The following is a 21,056-nucleotide window of genomic DNA, read 5'->3' as shown; positions in this document are numbered from 1 at the left end:
CAATTTTTTTAATTACTTTTGCAAAGCGACAAAGGTATAACATTTTATGGAAATTATCAAACTTAATGCCACAAATTCTACCAACACTTATTTGAAAGAACTCATCAAGAAGGAAGAAGTCGCTGACCTCACGTGTGTGTGGGCTCTCTCACAGCCAGAAGGCAGAGGACAACAAGGAGCAAAATGGATTTCAGAACCTTATAAAAATCTCACTTTTAGTATATTAAAGAAGTTTGACGTACTTCCTTCTGAATATCATTTTTTGCTGAATATAAGCGTTTCATTGGCTATTTTTAATGCTCTAAAAAAATTATATATCCCTGACCTTGCTGTAAAATGGGCTAATGACATTCTGTCAGCTAAAAAGAAAATCTGTGGCATACTTATTGAAAATATTCTTAATAAAGAACTTATTACCAATAGTATTATTGGAATTGGACTGAATGTGAATCAACTTTTTTTTGAAGGACTTCCTAATGTATCTTCTCTCCAGAAGATTACAGGACGGACTTTTCCTTTAGAAGAAGTTTTACAAATGATTCTCAAAGAGATAGCTTTTAATTTATCTAATCTTTGTCCTGAAAATTTTGAAGCACTTTTGGAAGAGTATCATCAACATCTATTCCGCAAAGATAAACCTTCCACCTTTGAGTTTCCTAACGGAGAACGTTTTATAGGATATATCAGAGGCGTTAGCCAAAATGGGGAACTTCAAGTAGAACAAGAAGATGCTGTGATAAGCTCTTTCCGACTCAAAGAACTTAAATTACTTTACTAAAACTTATCCTATGAAATGGTTTTTCAGCAGCCTTATGCTCCTTACTCTTAGCCTTAGTGGTTGTCAATCTCACAAGTCAGCTATAGAGGCTCTCTCAGGAGATACTTTCTATGCCTATTCGCAAGGTAATAAGAAATATCAGGAAAGTCCTTTTCCTCTCCTACCAAAAGATGCTCAAGAGCATGCATACAAATACCTAAATTTCCAGCTACAACCTAAGGGCAACCGCCTGTATGTAACCTACGACAAGGTAGAGAATGGACAGCTCACTACCCATACCAAGCGTTTCCGAGGTCGTTGGCGAAAACAGGACTTTAGATATCAGTCTCGCTTTCTTATCTTTCCCTTATTTCCTATTCTCTTGGGTTGGGATATCAAACGCTCCTATCTCAAGGCTGATGAGCAACAAAATATTGTTACTGATGAGAAAGGGAGCTCTTGGTACTTCTTTATGGGCTATGGTTATGTGTATGAGCCTTATTTTGGTGGTTATCTTTTTAAAAAGATAGAAAACATAGATCAAAGTATGGTCTATTTTGATAAAGGACATTATGGCCTTAGAACAAATAAAGATACCCTAACCGCTCCTATTTATAACGAATTGGACTGGTTTAAGAATGGAGTAGCACGTGCGCGAAAAGAGCATTCTTGGGGAGTGATTGATAGCTTTGGCAAGGAGGTCATCCCTCCTATATATGATTATATTAGCTATGAAGAATCGGAAAAACTGCCTTTTTTCTTAGTTCAAAAGGACAGCCTCAAAGGAATTTTTTCTCTCAAGGGAAAGCAGATTACTCCTGTAGAATACAAATTTCTGAAATATGAATGGCCTCTTGGTCTGCTCTTAACTCAAAAAGACAGTCTATGGGGCTTTATTGGAGGAGATGGGAAGGAAAAACTGCCTATCGTCTATGATAGTATTCAGAAGAATAATTATCCTTCTGGATATATCCTCACCAAAGGAGATAAAGTAGGTTTTTTCAAATATGGAGATAGCCATGCCCGATTTGTTCCTGCTGTATATACGCGAATAGTATCATCTACTGTCTACGAGGAGTATATGGCAGTCTATCGTGGAGAAAATCTCCTTTTTGTGGATAAAAAAGAAAACGAATATGACGCACTCCCCGTTAAAATTAGGAAGATAAACGAAATCTTAGGCAATCTTGACGATGCAATAGAGGTAGAAGGGAGCTATTACAAGCCTGACCTAAAAAGCAAACGAGCTATTAGTCCGTAATGAATACAGCTTGTAGAAATCTCATTTATTACTTTTTAAAGCATTGGTCATTTGTCATTAATTTTGTAACTTTGCAAAAAATATTCCTCAATGAAAGAAACAGATATTATCATCATAGGGGCAGGGCCTACGGGACTCTTTGCCGTATTTGAAGCAGGTCTTTTGCGCCTTAAGTGTCACCTAATAGACACCCTACCACAGCCAGGGGGGCAGCTTACAGAACTTTATCCAAAGAAGCCTATCTTTGATATTCCTGGCTACCCTAGTGTAGGGGCTGGAGAACTGATAGACAACCTTATGGAGCAGATCAAACAGTTCCAACCTGAGTTTACCCTATCGGAGACAGCTGTAACTTTGGAAAAACAAGCCGATAATACCTTTATTGTCACCACCGACAAGGGTACCCAAGTGAAAGGTAAAGCGGTGGCTATCGCAGGAGGCTTAGGAACCTTCGAGCCACGCAAGCCCGAGATCAGCAATCTGGCTGATTATGAGGATAAGGGAGTAGAATATTTTGTAAAGAATCCTGAACGCTTTGCGGGTAAGCGAGTAGTGATTGCTGGAGGAGGAGATTCTGCCCTTGACTGGAGTATCTACCTATCCAACATCGCACAGTCGGTGACCTTAGTACATCGCCGCAATGAGTTCCGTGCAGCCTTGGATTCGGTAGAAAAAGTAAAAGAGCTCAAAAATCAAGGTAAAATCAATCTCGTTACCCCTTGTGAGGTTATCGACCTAAAAGGCGAAAATAACCTTACTTCTGTTATCCTACAGAAAGAAAATGGTCAAGAAGAACTTGCTACAGATTACTTTATTCCTCTATTTGGACTTACTCCTAAGCTAGGACCTATAGCAGATTGGGGATTGGAGATAGAAAGAAATGCCATCAAGGTAAATAATGCCCTTGATTACCAAACCAATATAGAAGGAGTATATGCCATAGGAGATGTGAATACCTACCCAGGAAAGCTCAAACTTATTCTTTGTGGTTTTCATGAGGCTACTCTTATGTGTCAAGGAGTTTATAACCGACTATATCCAAATAAGAAATATGTCTTAAAATACACTACTGTAGCTGGTGTAGATGGCTTTGACGGTAGCCGAAAAGAAGCTGAAAAAGCAGTTATCCAATCTATCGAATAATAAACTAGGCTCCTTCGAAGGAGCCTAGTTTATTTAATTTATAAAGAAATCATTTCTTGAACTTGCCCAATGGGATAAGTTTCCTGTACCCCTGTTTGCATATTCTTTAGAACTGCTTTTCCTTGAGAGAGTTCCTCTTCTCCTATAAGAATCACATACTTCACTTGCCTACTATCAGCATAAGCCAATTGCTTCTTAAGCTTAGTACTTTCTGGATAGAGTTCTGCTTTATAGCCTTTAGCCCGCAGTTGCTGTACCAGCTTAAAAGCCTCTAGAGCCTCCTGATTTCCAAAATTCACACAGAGAATCTCCAATCCTCCTTCAAGAAACTGAGGAAACAAATCCATCTGGCTCATCACCAAATAAATACGATCCAATCCAAAAGAGATTCCTATTCCACTCATTCCTCTAAGTCCAAATATCTCGGTAAGCTCATCATAGCGCCCTCCTCCTCCTATAGAACCTAAAGCTACTTCCTTAGGTGGAGCTACCTCAAAAATAGTTCCTGTATAATAATTCAACCCTCGAGCAAGAGTTACATCCAGTTCCAAAGTAGCTGTATGTAAGCCTAATTCCTGTACTGTCTGATAGATAAATTCCAAATCTGCGACACCTTCTAAGCCTATTGGAGAATTAGAAAGTAATTCCTTAAGTTGGATAATTTTCTCCTGAAAAGAACCCTTCAAGGCAAAGACAGGTTGTATTTTAGCTATGGCTTCTGCAGATATTCCCCGCTGGAGCATCTCCTCTTCTACTTTTTCCTTACCTATTTTATCCAGCTTATCCAGTGCTACTGTAAAATCCACCAATTTCTCAGGTGCTTCTATCATTTGAGCAAATCCTGAAAGTATTTTCCTATGGTTCATCTTAACAGTCACTCCCTTAAGAGATAGGGAAGAAAAAACGGTATCATAGAGTTGCACAAATTCCACTTCCTGCCAGAGACCATTGGCACCTACTACATCGGCATCACACTGGTAGAACTCACGATAGCGTCCCTTTTGTGGGCGGTCTGCACGCCATACAGGCTGTATTTGATAACGCTTGAAAGGAAAAGTAATCTCATTCTGATGTTGCACCACATACCGTGCAAAAGGTACTGTAAGGTCATAGCGGAGTGCCTTCCCACTAATGTAAGAAACCATCTTCTGGCTATTTTGTTCTTGGAATATCTCCTGAGGTACTTCCTTAAGAAAGTCCCCCGCATCAAGGATTCTAAAAATGAGCCTATCGCCTTCTTCTCCATATTTTCCCATAAGGGTTTCCGTTCTCTCAAAACTAGGCGTTTCAATAGGCTGAAATCCATATCGCTGGAAAGCTTCCTGTATCTTCTGAACAATATAATTTCGCTTCCTTACTTCTTCAGGGGAGAAATCACGTGTTCCTTTAGGTATGCTAGGTTTTTGCATTATTTCTATAATTAATCTACTCTATCGTGTAGATAAGCATTATTTTCTCTTATTTGAGGTGTATTATTCGAATCTAAGCTCAGTGTACTACGTGAGGGAAGCACAGCTGTAGAGGCAGTACTAATATCTACATTTTGCCTAAGATAAGCAGGTGTATTCTCTAGCTCATCAATCTTAGAGATATTCTGGCTACTGAATTGATGACTTGCTGTCTTGAATACTTTCTTTCTGTGATCAGCTCCTGCTAGGAGTGCCCCTATAAGTGGATTGGGATTTTCCTCCTGTCTGGTAGGAGCAGAAGGTTGTGTAGGCAATTGTTTCAGTTGCATTTCTGTAGCAAAAGGATCCTCTTCTACCTGAGAAGCCTGTGCTTGAATAAGGTGTTGCTCTACCTCAGCATAATCTTCTAGGTTATAGACAATTTTATCCTCATGCTGTACGCCTTTCAGAGGAGCCATTTCAGCGACAGCTCCTGCGAGAACAGGCTCTTGTACAGTCACCAATTCCCTTACAGGCTCTTGCCGCTTAGGTTGCTGAGCAATGGGAGCCGTTTTTTTTTCTTGATAGATGATAAACTCTTCCTGCTGAGGAAGCGCTATTCTTTCAACAATCTCAAAATGGACTGGCATCTTATACACTTCCTTATCAAAGGCATATTTTACAGCCTTTGTTTCTTTTTTATCTACTGGTGAATGCAAAGTAATCCCCATATGGCTCTTAGAAGTCTCCGTTTCCATCTCTAAAGTTGCCTTTGGTGATCTCTCAATAGCCTCTTCTACTATAAAAGTAGTGTTTTTCCCTTTTAACTTCATTGAATTCTCAAAAGAAGTATTGGTAAAAGTAGAAGTAGTATCCAATTCCTTGACAAATTGAGCATCATCATCTAGAGAATGAATAATTTTTTGAGGTTCCATATCCATAATCTCATGCTGTTGCTCAGTGGAAAACCCTGTAGCAATTACCGTAACCATTACTTTATCACCTAGAGCTTCCTCCTGTCCTACTCCCATAATGATATTGGTCTTGAAATCCTCAGCTGTAGTTCTTCCATTGTTGGCTTCTCTCTGGATATACTCATTAATCTGAGCTACTTCGTCCATTGTGATTTCATCTTTTCCATAACGAATAGAAAGAAGAACATTCTTAGCCCCAATAATTTTATTATCATTAAGCAAAGGCGAATATAGAGCCCCTTGAACAGCTTCCAATGCACGGTTCTCACCCTCTCCCGTTCCAGTTCCCATAATAGCTGTTCCACTATTAGAGAGTACCGTACGTGCATCGCGTAAGTCGATATTCATTTCGAATTCCTTAGTAATCACCTCTGCAATCCCTTTGGCAGCAATGGTGAGTACTTCATCAGCTTTAGCGAAACTTGTCTTAACTCCTAAATTTCCATACACATCACGTAAGTTGTTATTATTGATAACAATAAGTGAATCCAAGTGCTTACGTAAGTTTTCTATTCCTTTTTGAGCTTGTGCTAAACGAATTTCTCCTTCAAATTTGAAAGGACTAGTAACAATGCCCACAGTAAGGATTCCCATATCGTGACATACCTTAGCAATAATAGGTGCAGCGCCTGTTCCTGTTCCTCCTCCCATTCCTGCGGTAATAAAAACCATTTCGGTATGCTCCCCTATGATAGCTTTTATTTCATCTATACTCTCCATAGCTGACTGCTCGCCTACTTCAGGATTAGAACCCGCTCCTAAGCCTCCTGTAAGGGTAGGTCCTAGGTGAATCTTATGAAGAATAGGGCTCTTATCCAACACTTGACGGTCAGTATTACAGATGATATAATCCACCCCTTCTATGTTCTGCTTATACATATAATTGGCAGCGTTTCCGCCACCTCCTCCTACTCCAATTACCTTAATAAGTCCTTCTTGTACTTTAGGAAGGTCAAATGTTTCATTATCAAAATCTATTGCCATAATTTAATTTTTTTGGTTTCTATTCATTTAATTACCTAGTAGTATTTTTTAATAAAAAAAAACATACAACTGATTTCCAAGTAGTTTCACCTTTTTCTTTATTGAGAATATTCGATAAGAAACACCTCCTTGAAAAGGGATTTATCTTTGGAGGTGTTTCGGTGCAAAGGTATATATTTTTTTTTACTTATCAACAAAAAAAGCTCTTATGTTCATAACTTTTATCCTCTAAAAAATCCTCGTTAAGATTCTACTAAAGAAAGATTTATTTTTACGAGTTTTTAATTTTTTGTAGATTTCTATTCAAGTTACTCCTCATTTTATTATTAATTTATTAAACACCTTTATCTAGAATAGAATAAATTAAAATATTCTCGCTTATTTTCTTAAAATCTAATTCCCTTACTAGTGCAATCTTAGAGTTTGTACTTAATAAAGGAGAAGCTTATAGCTCAAAGGAAATTACCTGTATTACAAATACAAATAAGGCGACCCTTAACGGTCGCCTTATTCTATTTATTTGTTATATCCCTAACTAACGATATAGGGTAAAGTGTCCTTTGAAGGTACGGTTATCATCTGGCTCATTCAGCTGGAGGATATACCAATAGTCACCTGTTGGTAGGGCTTCTCCGCCGTAAGTACCATCCCACTCTTGACGGTTATTCAAGGTAGCGATATGTCTTCCGTAACGGTCATAGATACGAGTTTCGGCGTGTGGATAACTTGCCAAGTTCATTGGCGCCCAAGTATCATACTGTCCATCTCCGTTTGGAGAGAAGAAGTTCGGAATCACAACATCTTCGAACTCTTTGTAGATAAATACCGAGTGACCACAACCTTTGGCATCTTCCACATAGATACGTACTTTTTTCTCTATGTTACCTGTAGCAGGGTTTTCTTCCTCATAATCGGTTTTCTGTACATAGTAAGTTACTTCGTCACCATCCTGTACATCAGGCTCACGTTGTACATAGTTCGCTTTGATTTCGTCCTGTGTATGGTACTGAGCTGAACCGAAGTACAAGGTATATTTCTGCTTACCTCCTGTTACTTTCACCTTGATAAGGTTCAAGTCATTAGCGATACTTTGGTTGGTAATAGTAATCGGATCGTGATATTCAATAGTAAATTCTCTTTCCGCAGTACACAATGGTTGTTCGCTCAAGGAAGGGTTATCATTTGCATAATAGTATACCCACATCTTATACGTCTTAGTTCCGTTGGTAGCATCTTCTCTGATAGGTGTGATGCTAGAGAGCTGTCCGTTAAGGGTAGTATGAGAAATACGATATAAGTTATGCGTATTATCTGTACCCTGCTTAGTTCCTTCAAACTGATGACGGTCTGCTGTAGCAGTTCCAGTGAATCCGTATCTGAGTCGGTTAGCTACACTATTAGCCGTTAGGCTTGGGTCTAGTACCAAGTAAGGTGTAGTTACTGAGACATACAAGTCATAAGTTACGGCTGCTGAAGTATCGCTTGCTCCTACTGTAAGTACTGTGTTATTTTCATTTACATTGGTATTACAGTAATAGAGTTGCTCTACAGAACCTGTAAGATCTACTCCCTCAATTATCTCAAAGTGCTTACGTTGCTCACAGTTATTAGAATCGGTTACGATGATGGTGTACTTACCTGCAAGAAGTTGCGTATAAGTAACTGTTCCACCTGAATGTACGCCTGATCCAGAAGCTGTTCTGTAAAGCATACCAGCTTCAGTAATAATCTGCCAGCTGTAAGGACCTTTACCTCCAGAGAGTCCGTAGGTAACGGCTCCATTATCCTCTCCTTTACAACCTACATGCTTAAGGTTCTGTTGATCTATCTGGATCTTCGTTTCTTCCTCTACTTGGATATTAGTACGTTCTGCAATACAGTTGTGATCCATATCACGTACAGCAGCGGTATAAGAACCTACTTCTAATCCTGCGAAGCGTGTCTCGGCTTGCCATCTGTAAGTACCATCAGCTTGCTTGATACCAAACTGATATCTTCCAGAACCTCCAGAAGCTCTTAGGGTAAAGGCTCCTGTATTACCTCCTTGACATTTCACTTTTTCTACGTTATCTAGGTCGATAGCCACTTGTGTCTGAGGTTGTACAGTAATAGGTACATCTCGCTTACATACACCGTGACCTGGTACCTTATGAAGCATACTAATCACATAGTTCTTAGCCACAGCTCCTGAAGTAGCTCTATCTACCTCAAGCTCAAAACGTGTATTATCGTGTGCCACTCCATCCAACTGATATGTTACATTCAATTGTTCGGAAGCAGGGGTTACGGACATATCCACAATATACTTAAGGACTCCATCCACACACTGATAACCTACTTCAGTTTTCACAGGCTGTACCTGAGAACCTGGTTCTATGGTTACCTGTGCCGTTTCGGCAGTACATTCATTTGCATCTCTCACCTGTACTACATAGGTTCCAGCTGCTAATCCTGTAATTCCTGTAGCTCGATCATAACGTGTCCAAGCAGTCGTTACACCATCTATCTTATATTCATAGTAATCATCCGTATTAACCGCTGGTGTTCCATTATCATAGATAGTACCTCCATTGATACGCACTTTCACAACTCCATCAGCAGCTCCATAGCAACTTTCATGAACAGTTTCATCTGTAAGGATAGCTACTGCTAGCTTTTGAGGCTCTGTGATGGTGAATTCAAAGATATCACCTTCTGAGGTAGTTGTACCCGGTGTCAATACGTCTGGACGACAACCATTCTCATCTTGCATAATCACATAGTACTTACCAGGAGCTAAGTTCTCGAACTTACCACCATTATCAAGGAACTGATCCAAGCGAGGTGTAATCGCGTAAGTGAATCTTCTTGGTGAACCATCTAGCTTCTGAGAAGTTCGGATATCTTTGACTTCAAATACTCCATTTGCTTCTCCTTGACACTTCACTTGAGTAATCTCATAAGTAGCGGTGTACTTAGGCTCTTCAGTGATTGTCTTGGTAGCAGGATTAGAAGTTGTCGCTGGAGTACATCCTCCTGTTGCCTGAGACACAGTTACAGAGTACACTCCTGCAGGCAATCCATCAAAGATACCTGTTGCATTGGTTGTCACATATCCTGAAGGTAGTGGTCCTCCTGATACTAGGTTCAAGGTGTAAGAGTAAGGCTCATCATTCTTACCTCCTGTAGCATTCGCTATAAGCTTACCATAAGTAGATCCGTAGCAAGCCAAGTGAGTTGTTAGACCTGTGGTAGCGAACTCTACCTTGAGATTCTCTACAGGTTCTAGAATTAGCGTATTGGTTACCGCTTCACATCCTGCTGTTCCTCCGTTATCCATTATCTCTACCCTATACTTGGTTTGTGCTGTAGGGCGAGGAATACCCGTAAAGAGCACTGTATGAGCAGAAGTTCCTGTAGCTGTCTGAGTAGTACCCAACTGTGATCCTGGAGCTCCCGAAGTGATATCATAGAGCTTAAGAGTATAGTTTGCACGGGTATTTCTCATATATGGACGTGCTTCCATTTCCACAGTAATCTGTCCTCCTCCCACACAACCAGGGTAGGTAGAAAGGGTCGCATTAGCTACGATAGAACCTGGATCATTGATTACAATCGGGTTAGTATCTACGCTATCTTCCGCACAAAGGATAGATGAACCAATACGGATAAAGTACTTACCAGCTCCTATACCAGTAAAGGTTACTTTTCCTGTATGTCCTGTATCATCTCCTTTGATAATTCCTAGAGATGCCTGAGTCTCTGCATCAAATAATTCGTAGCTATATACAGGGTTGGTTACAGGCTGTGCCCCTCCGGTTACCCCTGTAAGAACAATCTCTCCATCAGCTTCTCCTGTACAAGTAGGGTTCAGTGTAGTTACTGTACCTGCTACTATAGGTAGAGAAGTACTGTTATAGCTTAAGAACGTATAAGAAGTTCCTGCCTTGATACATCCCTTATTATCTTTTACTTCTATAAAGTAAGTACCTGGAGTCAGTCTTTCATAACGTGTCTGTTGGCTCCAATCTTCATTTCTTACACTATTACGTACAAGGCGCGTTTGGTAAGGACCTCCCCAACCTCCTGTAATAGCACTTGTAATAGCTATGGCTGCATCATCATTAGAATCACCATCACAATAAGTCATTGGAGATGCTAAGGCATCTGTAAAGACTATTGGCTGAGGAATACCTACAGTAGCTTGTGCTGTTGCAGTACATCCTGTACCTGTTACAGTAAGAGTTACCTCATAGGTAAATGTATTTGGTACTGTTGGTGCAGTAATTCCTGTAGCTCTATACTCTACTGTAGCAGCACTATCAGGCTGTGCAGCAGGGGTAATATTCACTCCTGTTGTTACATTCTTAATTTCATAGTTGTATCCTGAAGCATAGTCTCCATCCTCTACGTGTATCTTAAAGGTAAGATCATAGAGTCCTGATCCATTGTTACAAGCTCCCTCAGTCACTTCTAAGTTTACAGTAGGTTTCGGTGTTTTAGTTACACGATATGTATCAGGAACAGCAAACTCACAGCCTGTATCCTTATCTACTATTATAAACTCATATTCACTTACATCAGAGGCTACATGTGGTAGGGTAATAGTACCCTGTATGCCAGAGCCTGCAACAGGAGAAAGTGATTGAGTAGTAGTTGTTCCTACTACAGGGCTTACCTGTTTCACTTTAACATCATAACCAAGAGTATTACCAGTGGCACGAGTAAGCGTAAGCTTCACTACTTCATTAGACGCAGGGTTACAGTTCATCTGAGTTACACGCTCAGCAGTTACTGCAGTAACCTTTACTAGTGGTTTCACTACTATAATTCCTGAAGTGGTTGCTGGAGAACCAAAAGGTGTATTATAGTCTATCGTACAACCACGAGCATCGGTAATCTCCCAGAGCACTTGGTAAGCCGCAGGGCGTAGTGCCAATTCAAAGTCTTGTGCCGATGCCGCATTCACAGTACGAGTCTCAATTACAACTCCAGAACCTGCCTCTTTTAGGGTAAAGGTATAAGGAAGTATACCACCTGTAGCGTGTAACCTAAGTTTTGCTACTTGTTCTGACTGAGTAAGAGTACCACAAGTGGCTCCTGCACAACCTGCATCTAAGTAACAAGCTATAGCTCCACCTGTTAGGTTTCCTTGGAACGGATCGGTATCTTTTACCTCTACACGCGCTAAGGTAAGTTCTATCTCACAAGTAGGAGTTCCTGCACTAGAAGTATTGCTAGGTGATTGCATTACTTTAATGCTATACCATCCTGGTTTTACTGTCGCTTTATAAGCCAATCGGTTAGGATTGACAGGATTTTCCGCTACGATATTGCTTACATCTACATCATATTCTTCCACAGGAGCACCTCCTGAAGCATTGGCATATCTGAGGAGCTTATAGGTATAGGTACCTTCGCGTCCTGAAGTAATATTACGGAAGAATGTAATAGTACCAGTCTGAGATCCTGGAGTACATCCTAAAGCATCAGTAGTACCAATCCAACCGTGACGAGCGGTATAAGCCGCATCATCTTCTGTTTTCTTCAAGGTTAGACTTCCTGAAATTGCCTGATCTCCTGCACAGTAATTTAGTGGTGCAGCTAAGGCAGCGATACCTCCATCCTTCACAGTTACAGTATATGTTTTATCTACTGTAGGAGCCGTCGTAAGAATTACAGGTGCTTCTACATAGTACTTAGTCGTAGTTCCTCCCACGATATGTGGTGTAGTTATATTTCCTGAAGCTCCGGCTACTGGTGTACCTCCTTCTAAGATTTGGTACTGGTAGTTCGGTGTAGCTCCTAATGGTGAATTAGCAAAACCTGTAGAACCACGGGTTACTTCTATACGGATATATCCTCGGTATTGTCCTGCTCCGATACACTCGAAGTCAGAGTTGGCTATCTTAGAGATACTTGCCTGTAACTTAGGATAAGTAATTCTTGTATTAGGTGCTGCTGGCAATCCTGTAGTGGTATTGGTAGCATCACACTTGGTGGTTGCGTTACGTACTTTGAGCTTAGTATAGTCAAAGTTCTCAGGTACCTTCAAGGTCATTGGAGTCCCTGTAACTGCTGTATAGGTAGCTCCTCCATCTATAGATACTTCATAGTTAGTAGCAAGTATCGTTCCTGAGTTACCTGTATAATTCACCAAGGTAAGATCTAAGTCATATTCCACCTCACCATTAGCATTTACAGTACCACAGTTGCTAGTATTTGGTAAAGCAATGGTGTAAGTAGCTGCATAACGTGTATCTATAAGGTTACTGATACTTCCTCCGGCCACAGGTAAAGACACTTCACATCCTGTACCTTCATCAGTTACCTCAATGGTCACCACTCCAATACCTGGGCTAGGGAATTGAGTATCATCCAAATCCGTTGCACGGAAGTTGAAAACAGGTACCTCTGTTAAAGAACTTGTTCTCACTACAATATCTCTTCTTAAGAAAGCGTTTGCAGTTTTACGGATACGGTAGGTAAAAGGACCTACACCTCCTGAGAGTTCTGTAGCTATATTTCCTAAGGTAATGCTACCATTGGTATTCTCACAGCTTACAGCTACATTATTGGTAGCAGTAAAGTTAGTTCCTGTCGCTTGAAGTGGTGTAGCAGTCGCTCTTACCATAAAGTTCTGTGAGTAAGAGGTACAACTATTACCATCGGTTACAGCAATTGCATAACGCTTACCAGTAGCTGGAATAGTAGCTGTGAAAGCAGGCACAGAGACCTCTCCTACAGTTGTAGCAGTTCCTGTAGCTACAGAAGTTCCCATAGAACCATTCGCATTCACCTCATACACGTGCCAAGTAAATGATGGCACCCCACTATCAATCCTAAATTTAATTCTAAGTGGCCCTGGAGTACCTGGCAAGCTACAAGTGTTGCTCACAATGTTGCTTGTAGTCAAGTTTGGTCTCGCTGCTGTACTACCTGATGAGGTATAATCTACTGAATTATTCGCTCTACATATAGTTGGGTTACCTGTTACTTTATAATGTACATATACAGTATAGCTACGACCTTTCTGCAATCCTGCGAAAGTATAGGTAGGTTTCGCACCAGAGGCTACAAATGGTCCTAGTACAGGGCTGGCTGCTTCGGCAGGTGCTCCATCATTATTGAGGAAGAATTCTACTTGGTCATAGTTTCCTGCAGTGTATTCTACCTTAAGGTCAAAAGTATTACAGTTAGGGGTTCCTCCCGCATCAGCAGGAGTTAAGTCTACCCCACGAGCATCACTAAGGGTGAACTCAGGAAGCTCTTTCGCACATAAGATCGTAGTGGTTCCACGCTTACGTACAGCTACAGCTACGATATAGCGTTTACCTATATTCTGTCCTGTAAAAGTACGCTGAGTGGTAGCACCGGCTGTAGGAGCTGGTGTGTCTCCCAATACAAAGGTAGATCCTGTTGGCACTCCATCTACAGAAACAATTCGGTAGAGTACTTCATAGTCAGCAGAAGGTAATATTGTACTACTTCCTTTGACAATAAAGCTCATCGTAGTGGCTCCACAGGTAGCCGTTTGAGGCTCTACACTACCTGTTATATTCATATCGGTAATGGTAAAGTTGTAAGTGCTACCGTTAAATAGCTGACAGCTACCATTTCCTTCGTCAAAAATCTTCAGGCTATAATTACCTGGGGTAAGGTTCGGAATCTCATAGTTACTTACATCCCCTGTCTGGTTGATATGAGACACCTGAGCAGGATTACTACCTTCAGTAAGTTCTATCTTATAAGGTCCTTGTCCTACAATACTTACTATTTTCAATTTTCCTGTACTTCCAGTACATTCGCTACTTTGTACAATGATATTAGTACTATTATTAGCAATAGAAGAGGCTTTAGGTCCCTTCACTACTACATTGGTAGCAAGTACGCCACAGGTTACAGGGTTAGCATTGGTATCACGAATCCACACATCCCAAGTCTCAGAGGTTACCCCTGTAGGAGGAGTAGGCACACTGAAGGTATTGGAAGCTGTATAGTCAGCATCCGCAGGGGTTGTGGTAGGTACTGCTGGTGCAGTACGTTTCTTATACGCATACTCATAAGTAGCTGTAGAAGGTGCTCCTGTTACAGAAGTAACGGTGATGCTACCATTGGTTACAGTACCATTACATTGTGTATGGTGCGTTACCGTAGTTGTAGCCGAAGTGATTGGTGTATTGATAGCTACTTCTGTTTGTGCTGCACAGCTATAATCATCATATACACTTACTTCATAATTACCTACTGCCCAAGAGGTTATGTTGAACACATTGCTGGTAGCAGGAGTGTTATCTGTCCAAGTAGTAGTTCCTACAGGGCGATAACGATACTTAAGAGCTACACCATTGGCATTGGTAGTACCATCTGCATACTGTGCTGTTACAGTCATTTGCTTAGTAGTACCACAACCGGTCATGGCTACGGTAGGAGTTTGTATCCTTACACGTGGTGTTACAGTATAGGTTTTAGTCTGAAGATTACAGTTATTTTGGTCTGTAATTTTTATTGTATAGACTGCATTCCCTACAATATAACTATACTTATTATTTACAAGAGGAATTCTCTCTTCTGTAGAAGAAGGCAAGTTGCTCTTGATAGTTATTACATAAGTCTGTGGAGTGGTGGCAAAACCTCCTGTTATTTGGAAAACAGAAGTAGTTGCTGTCGGGTTCGCAGGATCAAAGAGTACTACCTCTCTCTGACCTTCTCCACAGTTCAAATAGGTCTGTTGAATATTCTGAGTTACTGTAAGGACAGGGCGCGAATCAATAGTGAAAGGAGCCGTTACCTCACAAGCGGTATCATTACTATAACGTTGCTGATGCTGTGACTTGATCACTAGGTTATAAGTTCCTGGTGCAAGCCCTGTTGCTTGTAGGTTAGCACTAGTACTTGTATTCCATCCTGAGCTAGGCTGTACATTGGTACCCGCTCCATTGGTTATTTTCCATTGGTAAGAACCTGTTCCGAAGTTCTCTATTACAGTAGATACCTTTCCATCATTCACTCCTGCACAAGTTTGCGCTACAGTTCTCAGTTCAGGGTTTCCTGAACCATCTCTCTTAAAGCGGAACTTCTTATCATCAGAGATATTTACATTTACATCTACATAATCAGTCAAACAAGCTTTAGGCTCTTGATATACATAGATATCATCGATAGCAGGGTCATTTCCTCCTCCTCCTATGGCTAGGAGATAGAACTCAATACGTAATTCTGTATTATTACCTGGATCAAGCTCTCCTGAGAATTCTCTCCAGTCAGTATTACTTCTATTATATGGAATTCTTCCAGAATCTTGTCGTGAAATAACAGTTCCATCTGTTTTTACCAAACGGATAGATACATTAGGATCAACTTGACACAAACCATCACAAAGATTGTATAGGAACATTCTATACTTTATAGGTTGATTAGGTTCTATATTTCTTACCGATTTAACATAGAATAATCGATCTCCGTTGGCATCCCCATTGAAAGCAATATAACGTCCTTCACTACTTGGATTATAAGCCCCTGTTTCCATATAAGTCGTATGGTCATAAGGATAACGCCAAGCTCCCCATTCTCTGAATGATGTATAAGGAGTGATTGTATAGCCATCGTGACCTATAGCTCCTCCTGTTCTACCACAATTCCATCCAGGAGGGATTCCTTCTGTAGCACATCCTTGTTTTCCTGTACCAAAATCTTCTTTAATTAAGATATTAGGATCTGGAGGAGTTGTTTCTCTATAGAATACACGTACCGTTTTGTTTCCGGTAGTTCCTGCTGGGAAAGTAGCGGAAGGTACGTTGGTAGCAGTATAGCCTGTATTTGGTGCAGTAGTAGGCAAGGTAGTCGCATTAGAGGTATAGTAGCTATAACCTGCCTTATTGGTAGTCATATTTACCCGTGCAATTCCATCACAGTCATATACTGTAGTAGCGGTAAGTGTAGGAGGGGTAAGCGGTTGTTTTACATTCACTACCTTACTCCAAGTACAAGGGGTAGTTCCAGCAGGAACACCTGCGTTGCGTACCTCTACAGTATGGTTTCCTGGGGCAACGTTTGCAAAGTCGTGCCCTGTAGGAGTACCTCCAGGTACCCATGCACCTCCATCTATACGGTATTCATAGGTAGTACTTCTACCACCAGATACATTGGCAATACGTATTGCAGCAGAGTTGGTAGGAGTAGTACAAGCCAGCTGGATTACTCCTGCAAAGGCTTTGATAGGTCCGTTACCAGCCGCTATATTCACAATTACGTCTTGGAAATCCGCTCCTGAAGGTGTTGTTACAAGTCCTGTAGCAGGATCGGTATAAGTATAGGTTTCTTGAGGATAGTAACAAGTTTTTGTTCCTTTCCTATAATATACTCTTACTTTATATTGTCCTTCGGAGAGGTTGGCAAAGGTCTTGTTACTAATACCTGATTGGTTTTGCCAACCCTGCCAAGCACCATTTACTTCCTTACTGATTTGGTAACCTACCTCATCATAGCCCTGACCTGTAAGGTTGGCTGGGGTTGTTACATTAATGGTAATTGAACCACTGGTAGTGCTACAGTCCGCATCCTCCTTAGTGGTAGTAAATACTGGCTTAGGAGGCAGGGTATAAGTAACCTGCTTAGTTATCTTACAGCCGTTAGCATCGGTAAGCTCAAGGTTATAAGTCTTATTGCCTGAAGTAAATCCTCCATCAGTAATTACTATATTAGAGGTTGTAGCATTCCCCAAGTTATGAGATGCCGTAGTAAATCCTGTAGCTGTTATCTTTAAGCTATAAGGAGGTGTTCCTCCAGTATAGCCTACAGTAATACTCTTATCACGTCCGCAGGTAAGGGATTCCTGAGCCACAGTTCCCCACGCCAATTGCGGACGCTGGGTGATCTCTATCTCCGCAGAAGTAACTGTACAGCTTGTACCATAGCGAGGGGTAAGGGTTACTTTATATTTCCCTGCAGGGAGCTGGCTGAGCTGTGCTACTCCTGCATTATTGGAATCACGTTTGTTATCATTATCTACTCTATAAGTAGCCACCTGCGAACCTCCAACTTTGTTCACCGTAACGGTTACATAGTCAGTTGTATTAAGGGTAACTGCAGTGTTTAGCTGGATACGTAACTTTCCTGTAGAGGCTCCATAACACTTAATATCTTCTTTGGTAAGGTTAAAGAGGGTCTCTGCGTTAGGCACAGCTACCACATCTATATATTTTTCGAACTTACATACATTGTCCTGGAAAGCGGCAGAACCTCCTGCGAGCTTAGGACGCACGGTTACTGTATATCTTCCCGCTACAGTTACTGTATGTGAGAAGCCTGTATTAGGTACTGCTGTCCAGCCCACGGCATTAGAGCTTCCTGTTACCTTATATTCATAGTTGGTGTTAGGAAGTCCTGAGATGAGTAGGGCTCCTTGAGCTCCTGCTGTACAAGGTAGAATATTCTGCTTATCCAGCTGATAAGCGTTCAGCTCACTCTTATAAGCACGGAAGTAGTAGGTACGTGGACAACCATCATATTCTACGAATATGGCAAAGTGGGTCGCATCACCTGTAATCCAGCTTCTATTAAAAGTAATCGTTTTCCCTGTAGTGTTCAAGGACTGCCAGTTAGAAGAGGTAGTAATATTATTCTCCCCTGGAGGACAAGTATCTTCAGAAGTAGCTCCTGTACCTGTATACTTGTACCACTTCACCTTAGCATCCGCTATACTAATGCCTTGAGTAGTTAAGGTAATGGTAGGATCACATACCGCTATCTGTAGGTAGTCGGAACCATCTTGGTTACATACTGCCTTTTGGGTAACGTGTGAATCATTACGTAGAGGGTGCTCTGCATCCCCTCCTGTACGACGGGTAATATTATAGGTAATAGTGGTAATATTGTTACAATTAGGCTGTCCTCCGATACGAGTACGAGTAAGAACATACTTACCAGCATTATCTATATTGAGACGACGATCACGAGAAATTACAGTGGTCTCTCCTGCACGACGCCACTCATAAGTAAAGCCTTCTCCCCCATCCAGCTGGAGAGCCGAACAGTAAGGTTGTGTATTATTGGCTTCATTGGCACAAGGGGCATCATCTATAAAGAAAGTTGTGGGTGCTGGTTTACAATAATTATCCACATAACTCAATTGCTCCAATCCATTTTCAACAGGCCCGTGAACATTATAAATAAGTTTAGGTTGCATTTCTAACTTATTAGAACAAGCATCACGCAAAGCTTCACAATCTTCAGTAGTTTTTACTTTGATAATAATTGGTGCTGATTGAGAAGTCATTGTTACAGGCAAGTTTGCTTGTGGAATAGAAAATCTTAAACGTGTCTTCCCACTTACTTGTTGAGGATACCCCGAAACAATTGTTGCTCCTAATGGAAGAGATCCCTCTATTCCATCATAAGTAAGGTTTGCAGGAATATCTGCTTCTAAAATTAGAGGAGCAGTAGCTAATCCCAATCCTTTATTTATCAATCGGATTTCATACTTAGCATTAGTTCCTTTAGCTATTCGCTGACCTTGTATATCAGTTCCTGATGAATTAATAATTTTTGTTTGCACCTCATAAACTGGACGGTCTGTAGCAACCGCTACTGCGTGCATTATATTAATAAAAGCATCATAACCATTCCCATCAGTTGCGCTATATTCCATATTAAAGGAGGTTTCTCCTGGTACTGTAGAACGAGTCGCAAAATATGACACATCCCAACCAGGAGTAATACTACGTCCCGCATTATCTCCTATTGTTGAGGTACCATTAAAATAATTATTAGCGGCTCTTCCATAACTAGCAAGAGAAGAACCCTTTACCTTATATGAATCTCCTACTTGGCTATCTTCTCCTCCTAAAGAGACTTGTCCTTGTAGTTCCCAATAGTTTCCTCCTTGAGGAGTGACAATACCACTAACTGTTCTAGTTCGAGAAGTAGCTCCTCCTGCCCCTACACGTTCAAAGCCATCCTCAACCTTAACCATTCTAAATTGGTCTGATCTAGGATCTTCAAAAACGACAATAAGAGCCCAACCTGCATTAATATGCCAAGCTGTTCTTCCTGTTCCAGGATTATTATATATACCATCTACCTTATATTCTCCTGAAAAATTCCCTGCTGTTACTAAGTCCTGCATTTCCTGAGTTACATCTGCATAAGCATAGTAATAACTATCATCATTGACTGCTGGGTTTTTGCGCTCATTGATAATCAATTTTGTAGGATCTACAGCATTACTATTCCCTAGATATTCTTGTCCTCCTCCTGCAACTGTTGATTTTATCCAAAGAACTCGTCCATCTGATGGATCATATTGGAATTCTCCAAAGTTGTACATAGGACTACAAGCACCTACTTTCACCTTAGGTCCTGTTTGTAATGGGAACTCAGCCTCTCCTATTTTTTGAGCTCCTCCTACAGGTATCCAGTTAAAGGGACCACTTCCATATTCATTATATGAACTAGGATCCGTCTGCATTGCTCCTTTATAGGCTTCTACCTTAATCTTCATTGCTCCATTGTTATAAGAGCCATACCAACCTGCACTGAAATCCATCTTAACAACCTTAGAAGTATAAGCCGGATTTTCTCTAATTTTCTTAACATTAATCAAGATAGACTCTAACCCTGTACCTGTATTATCCCCACTCCACATTGCATCGTAAATATTCGGATTAGCTCCAGGGTTCCCTCTAAGAGTTGGTAAAGGATATCCTGCTCCTTGCTGACAATAACCAGCTCGAGCCTCAAAAGGGGCTTTAATATTTACCCTGATATCCAAATCTCTTCCGTTAGAAGAATCAAAATAAAACCGATAGATTAAGAAATCAGCCTGATCCCATCTTATTGGTTCATTCTCACTTCTTCCTCCTTGTTTTGTAAAGGCTTTTCGATTCCCATCGGGAGTAGTAAGGTATACCCTATTTGGATTTCCTGGTCCCTCATGTCCTGCCCAATAAAGCCTTGCCCACTTCACTTGAAGAGGACAATTGGGGTCAATTGACAACGTACCATCCATTCTATGTCCCTTATCAGAGATATCCCCCGTAAGCTGAAAGGTACCTCCTCTTATGGGTTTTCCACCATTATCATATGCAGTAGAAAATGCCTGCCCCCAGAGTGGTACAGAAAGCACCATCAGGGCACAAGCTAGGGCATACTGAAAAAGTTGTCTTAGTTTCATAACTTTTGGTATTGCATCCATAATTGTTTGGTTTTTTACTTTTATATTCCATTTAGGGTAATTCAACCCCATCTTCTATTGCTTTTATTTTATCTTTTCTTGATATTCACTTATCAAACCTCTCCTATACTAATACCGAAAAATAGAGAGAAGGCATTACAAAATAATAAAATCACAGAAAAAAAAGAAAACTTTTTATCTTTCTTAAGTTAGCTATCTCTAAGCTATCTCTTTGTCATACAATTTGTTAGCCTTGCCAACCCATAGGAATCCTCCTAGAGGTTAGCAATAGGCAAATATATACATTTTTTTTAGAAATTCTTTTATTTATTTTCTTAAAGTTGAAGTTTATAATTATTTAACTAATTTTATGTTTTTTTATAATTTTTCAACCTTA

The 21,056-nt window shown here is 40.6% G+C and carries 6 protein-coding genes; 3 read left to right on the top strand and 3 right to left on the bottom strand.

Translation table 11 applies throughout. The features are described from left to right. Positions 1-46: 46 nt before the first annotated feature. The 3 genes from RYK20_RS02135 (at position 47) to RYK20_RS02125 (ending at position 3,161) form a co-directional block, all read left to right on the top strand. Positions 47-778: a biotin--[acetyl-CoA-carboxylase] ligase gene (locus RYK20_RS02135; protein ID WP_311456148.1), complete on the top strand. Its 732-nt coding sequence runs from the start codon at positions 47-49 to the stop codon at positions 776-778. Between the two features lie 10 nt (positions 779-788). Next, entirely contained in the window at positions 789-2,018 is a 1,230-nt protein-coding gene (locus tag RYK20_RS02130) for a WG repeat-containing protein (protein WP_314894252.1), read from the top strand. 90 nt (positions 2,019-2,108) lie between these two features. Next, positions 2,109-3,161: an NAD(P)/FAD-dependent oxidoreductase gene (locus RYK20_RS02125; protein WP_314894251.1), complete on the top strand. Its 1,053-nt coding sequence runs from the start codon at positions 2,109-2,111 to the stop codon at positions 3,159-3,161. Between the two features lie 38 nt (positions 3,162-3,199). Here RYK20_RS02125 and hisS read toward each other — a convergent pair whose 3' ends face one another. The 3 genes from hisS to RYK20_RS02110 all read right to left on the bottom strand — a co-directional run bounded on the left by hisS (position 3,200) and on the right by RYK20_RS02110 (position 20,659). Continuing rightward, a complete protein-coding gene (gene hisS / locus RYK20_RS02120) occupies positions 3,200-4,570 on the bottom strand; it encodes a histidine--tRNA ligase (RefSeq protein WP_314894250.1) in 1,371 nt (456 codons plus the stop codon). An 11-nt stretch (positions 4,571-4,581) separates the two neighbouring features. Continuing rightward, positions 4,582-6,507 (bottom strand): cell division protein FtsZ, encoded by a 1,926-nt coding sequence (gene ftsZ, locus RYK20_RS02115; RefSeq protein ID WP_314894249.1) that lies wholly within the window; start codon positions 6,505-6,507, stop codon positions 4,582-4,584. A 535-nt stretch (positions 6,508-7,042) separates the two neighbouring features. Continuing rightward, the gene (locus RYK20_RS02110; protein WP_314894248.1) at positions 7,043-20,659 is read right to left on the bottom strand and encodes a T9SS type B sorting domain-containing protein; all 13,617 of its coding nucleotides are present in this window, start codon (positions 20,657-20,659) and stop codon (positions 7,043-7,045) included. Positions 20,660-21,056 lie beyond the last annotated feature (397 nt).

Source organism: uncultured Capnocytophaga sp. (assembly GCF_963525585.1).
In the GTDB taxonomy this organism is placed as follows: Bacteria; Bacteroidota; Bacteroidia; order Flavobacteriales; family Flavobacteriaceae; genus Capnocytophaga.
The sequence above is the reverse complement of the archived record's forward strand: the minus strand, read 5'-3'. Positions and strand labels throughout refer to the sequence as shown.

Coding starts and splice junctions, on each gene's coding strand:
- RYK20_RS02130 (WP_314894252.1), top strand. CDS start 789: ATGAAATGGTTTTTCAGCAGCCTTATGCTCCTTACTCTTAGCCTTAGT.
- RYK20_RS02110 (WP_314894248.1), bottom strand. CDS start 20,659: ATGAAACTAAGACAACTTTTTCAGTATGCCCTAGCTTGTGCCCTGATG.
- RYK20_RS02125 (WP_314894251.1), top strand. CDS start 2,109: ATGAAAGAAACAGATATTATCATCATAGGGGCAGGGCCTACGGGACTC.
- hisS (WP_314894250.1), bottom strand. CDS start 4,570: ATGCAAAAACCTAGCATACCTAAAGGAACACGTGATTTCTCCCCTGAA.
- RYK20_RS02135 (WP_311456148.1), top strand. CDS start 47: ATGGAAATTATCAAACTTAATGCCACAAATTCTACCAACACTTATTTG.
- ftsZ (WP_314894249.1), bottom strand. CDS start 6,507: ATGGCAATAGATTTTGATAATGAAACATTTGACCTTCCTAAAGTACAA.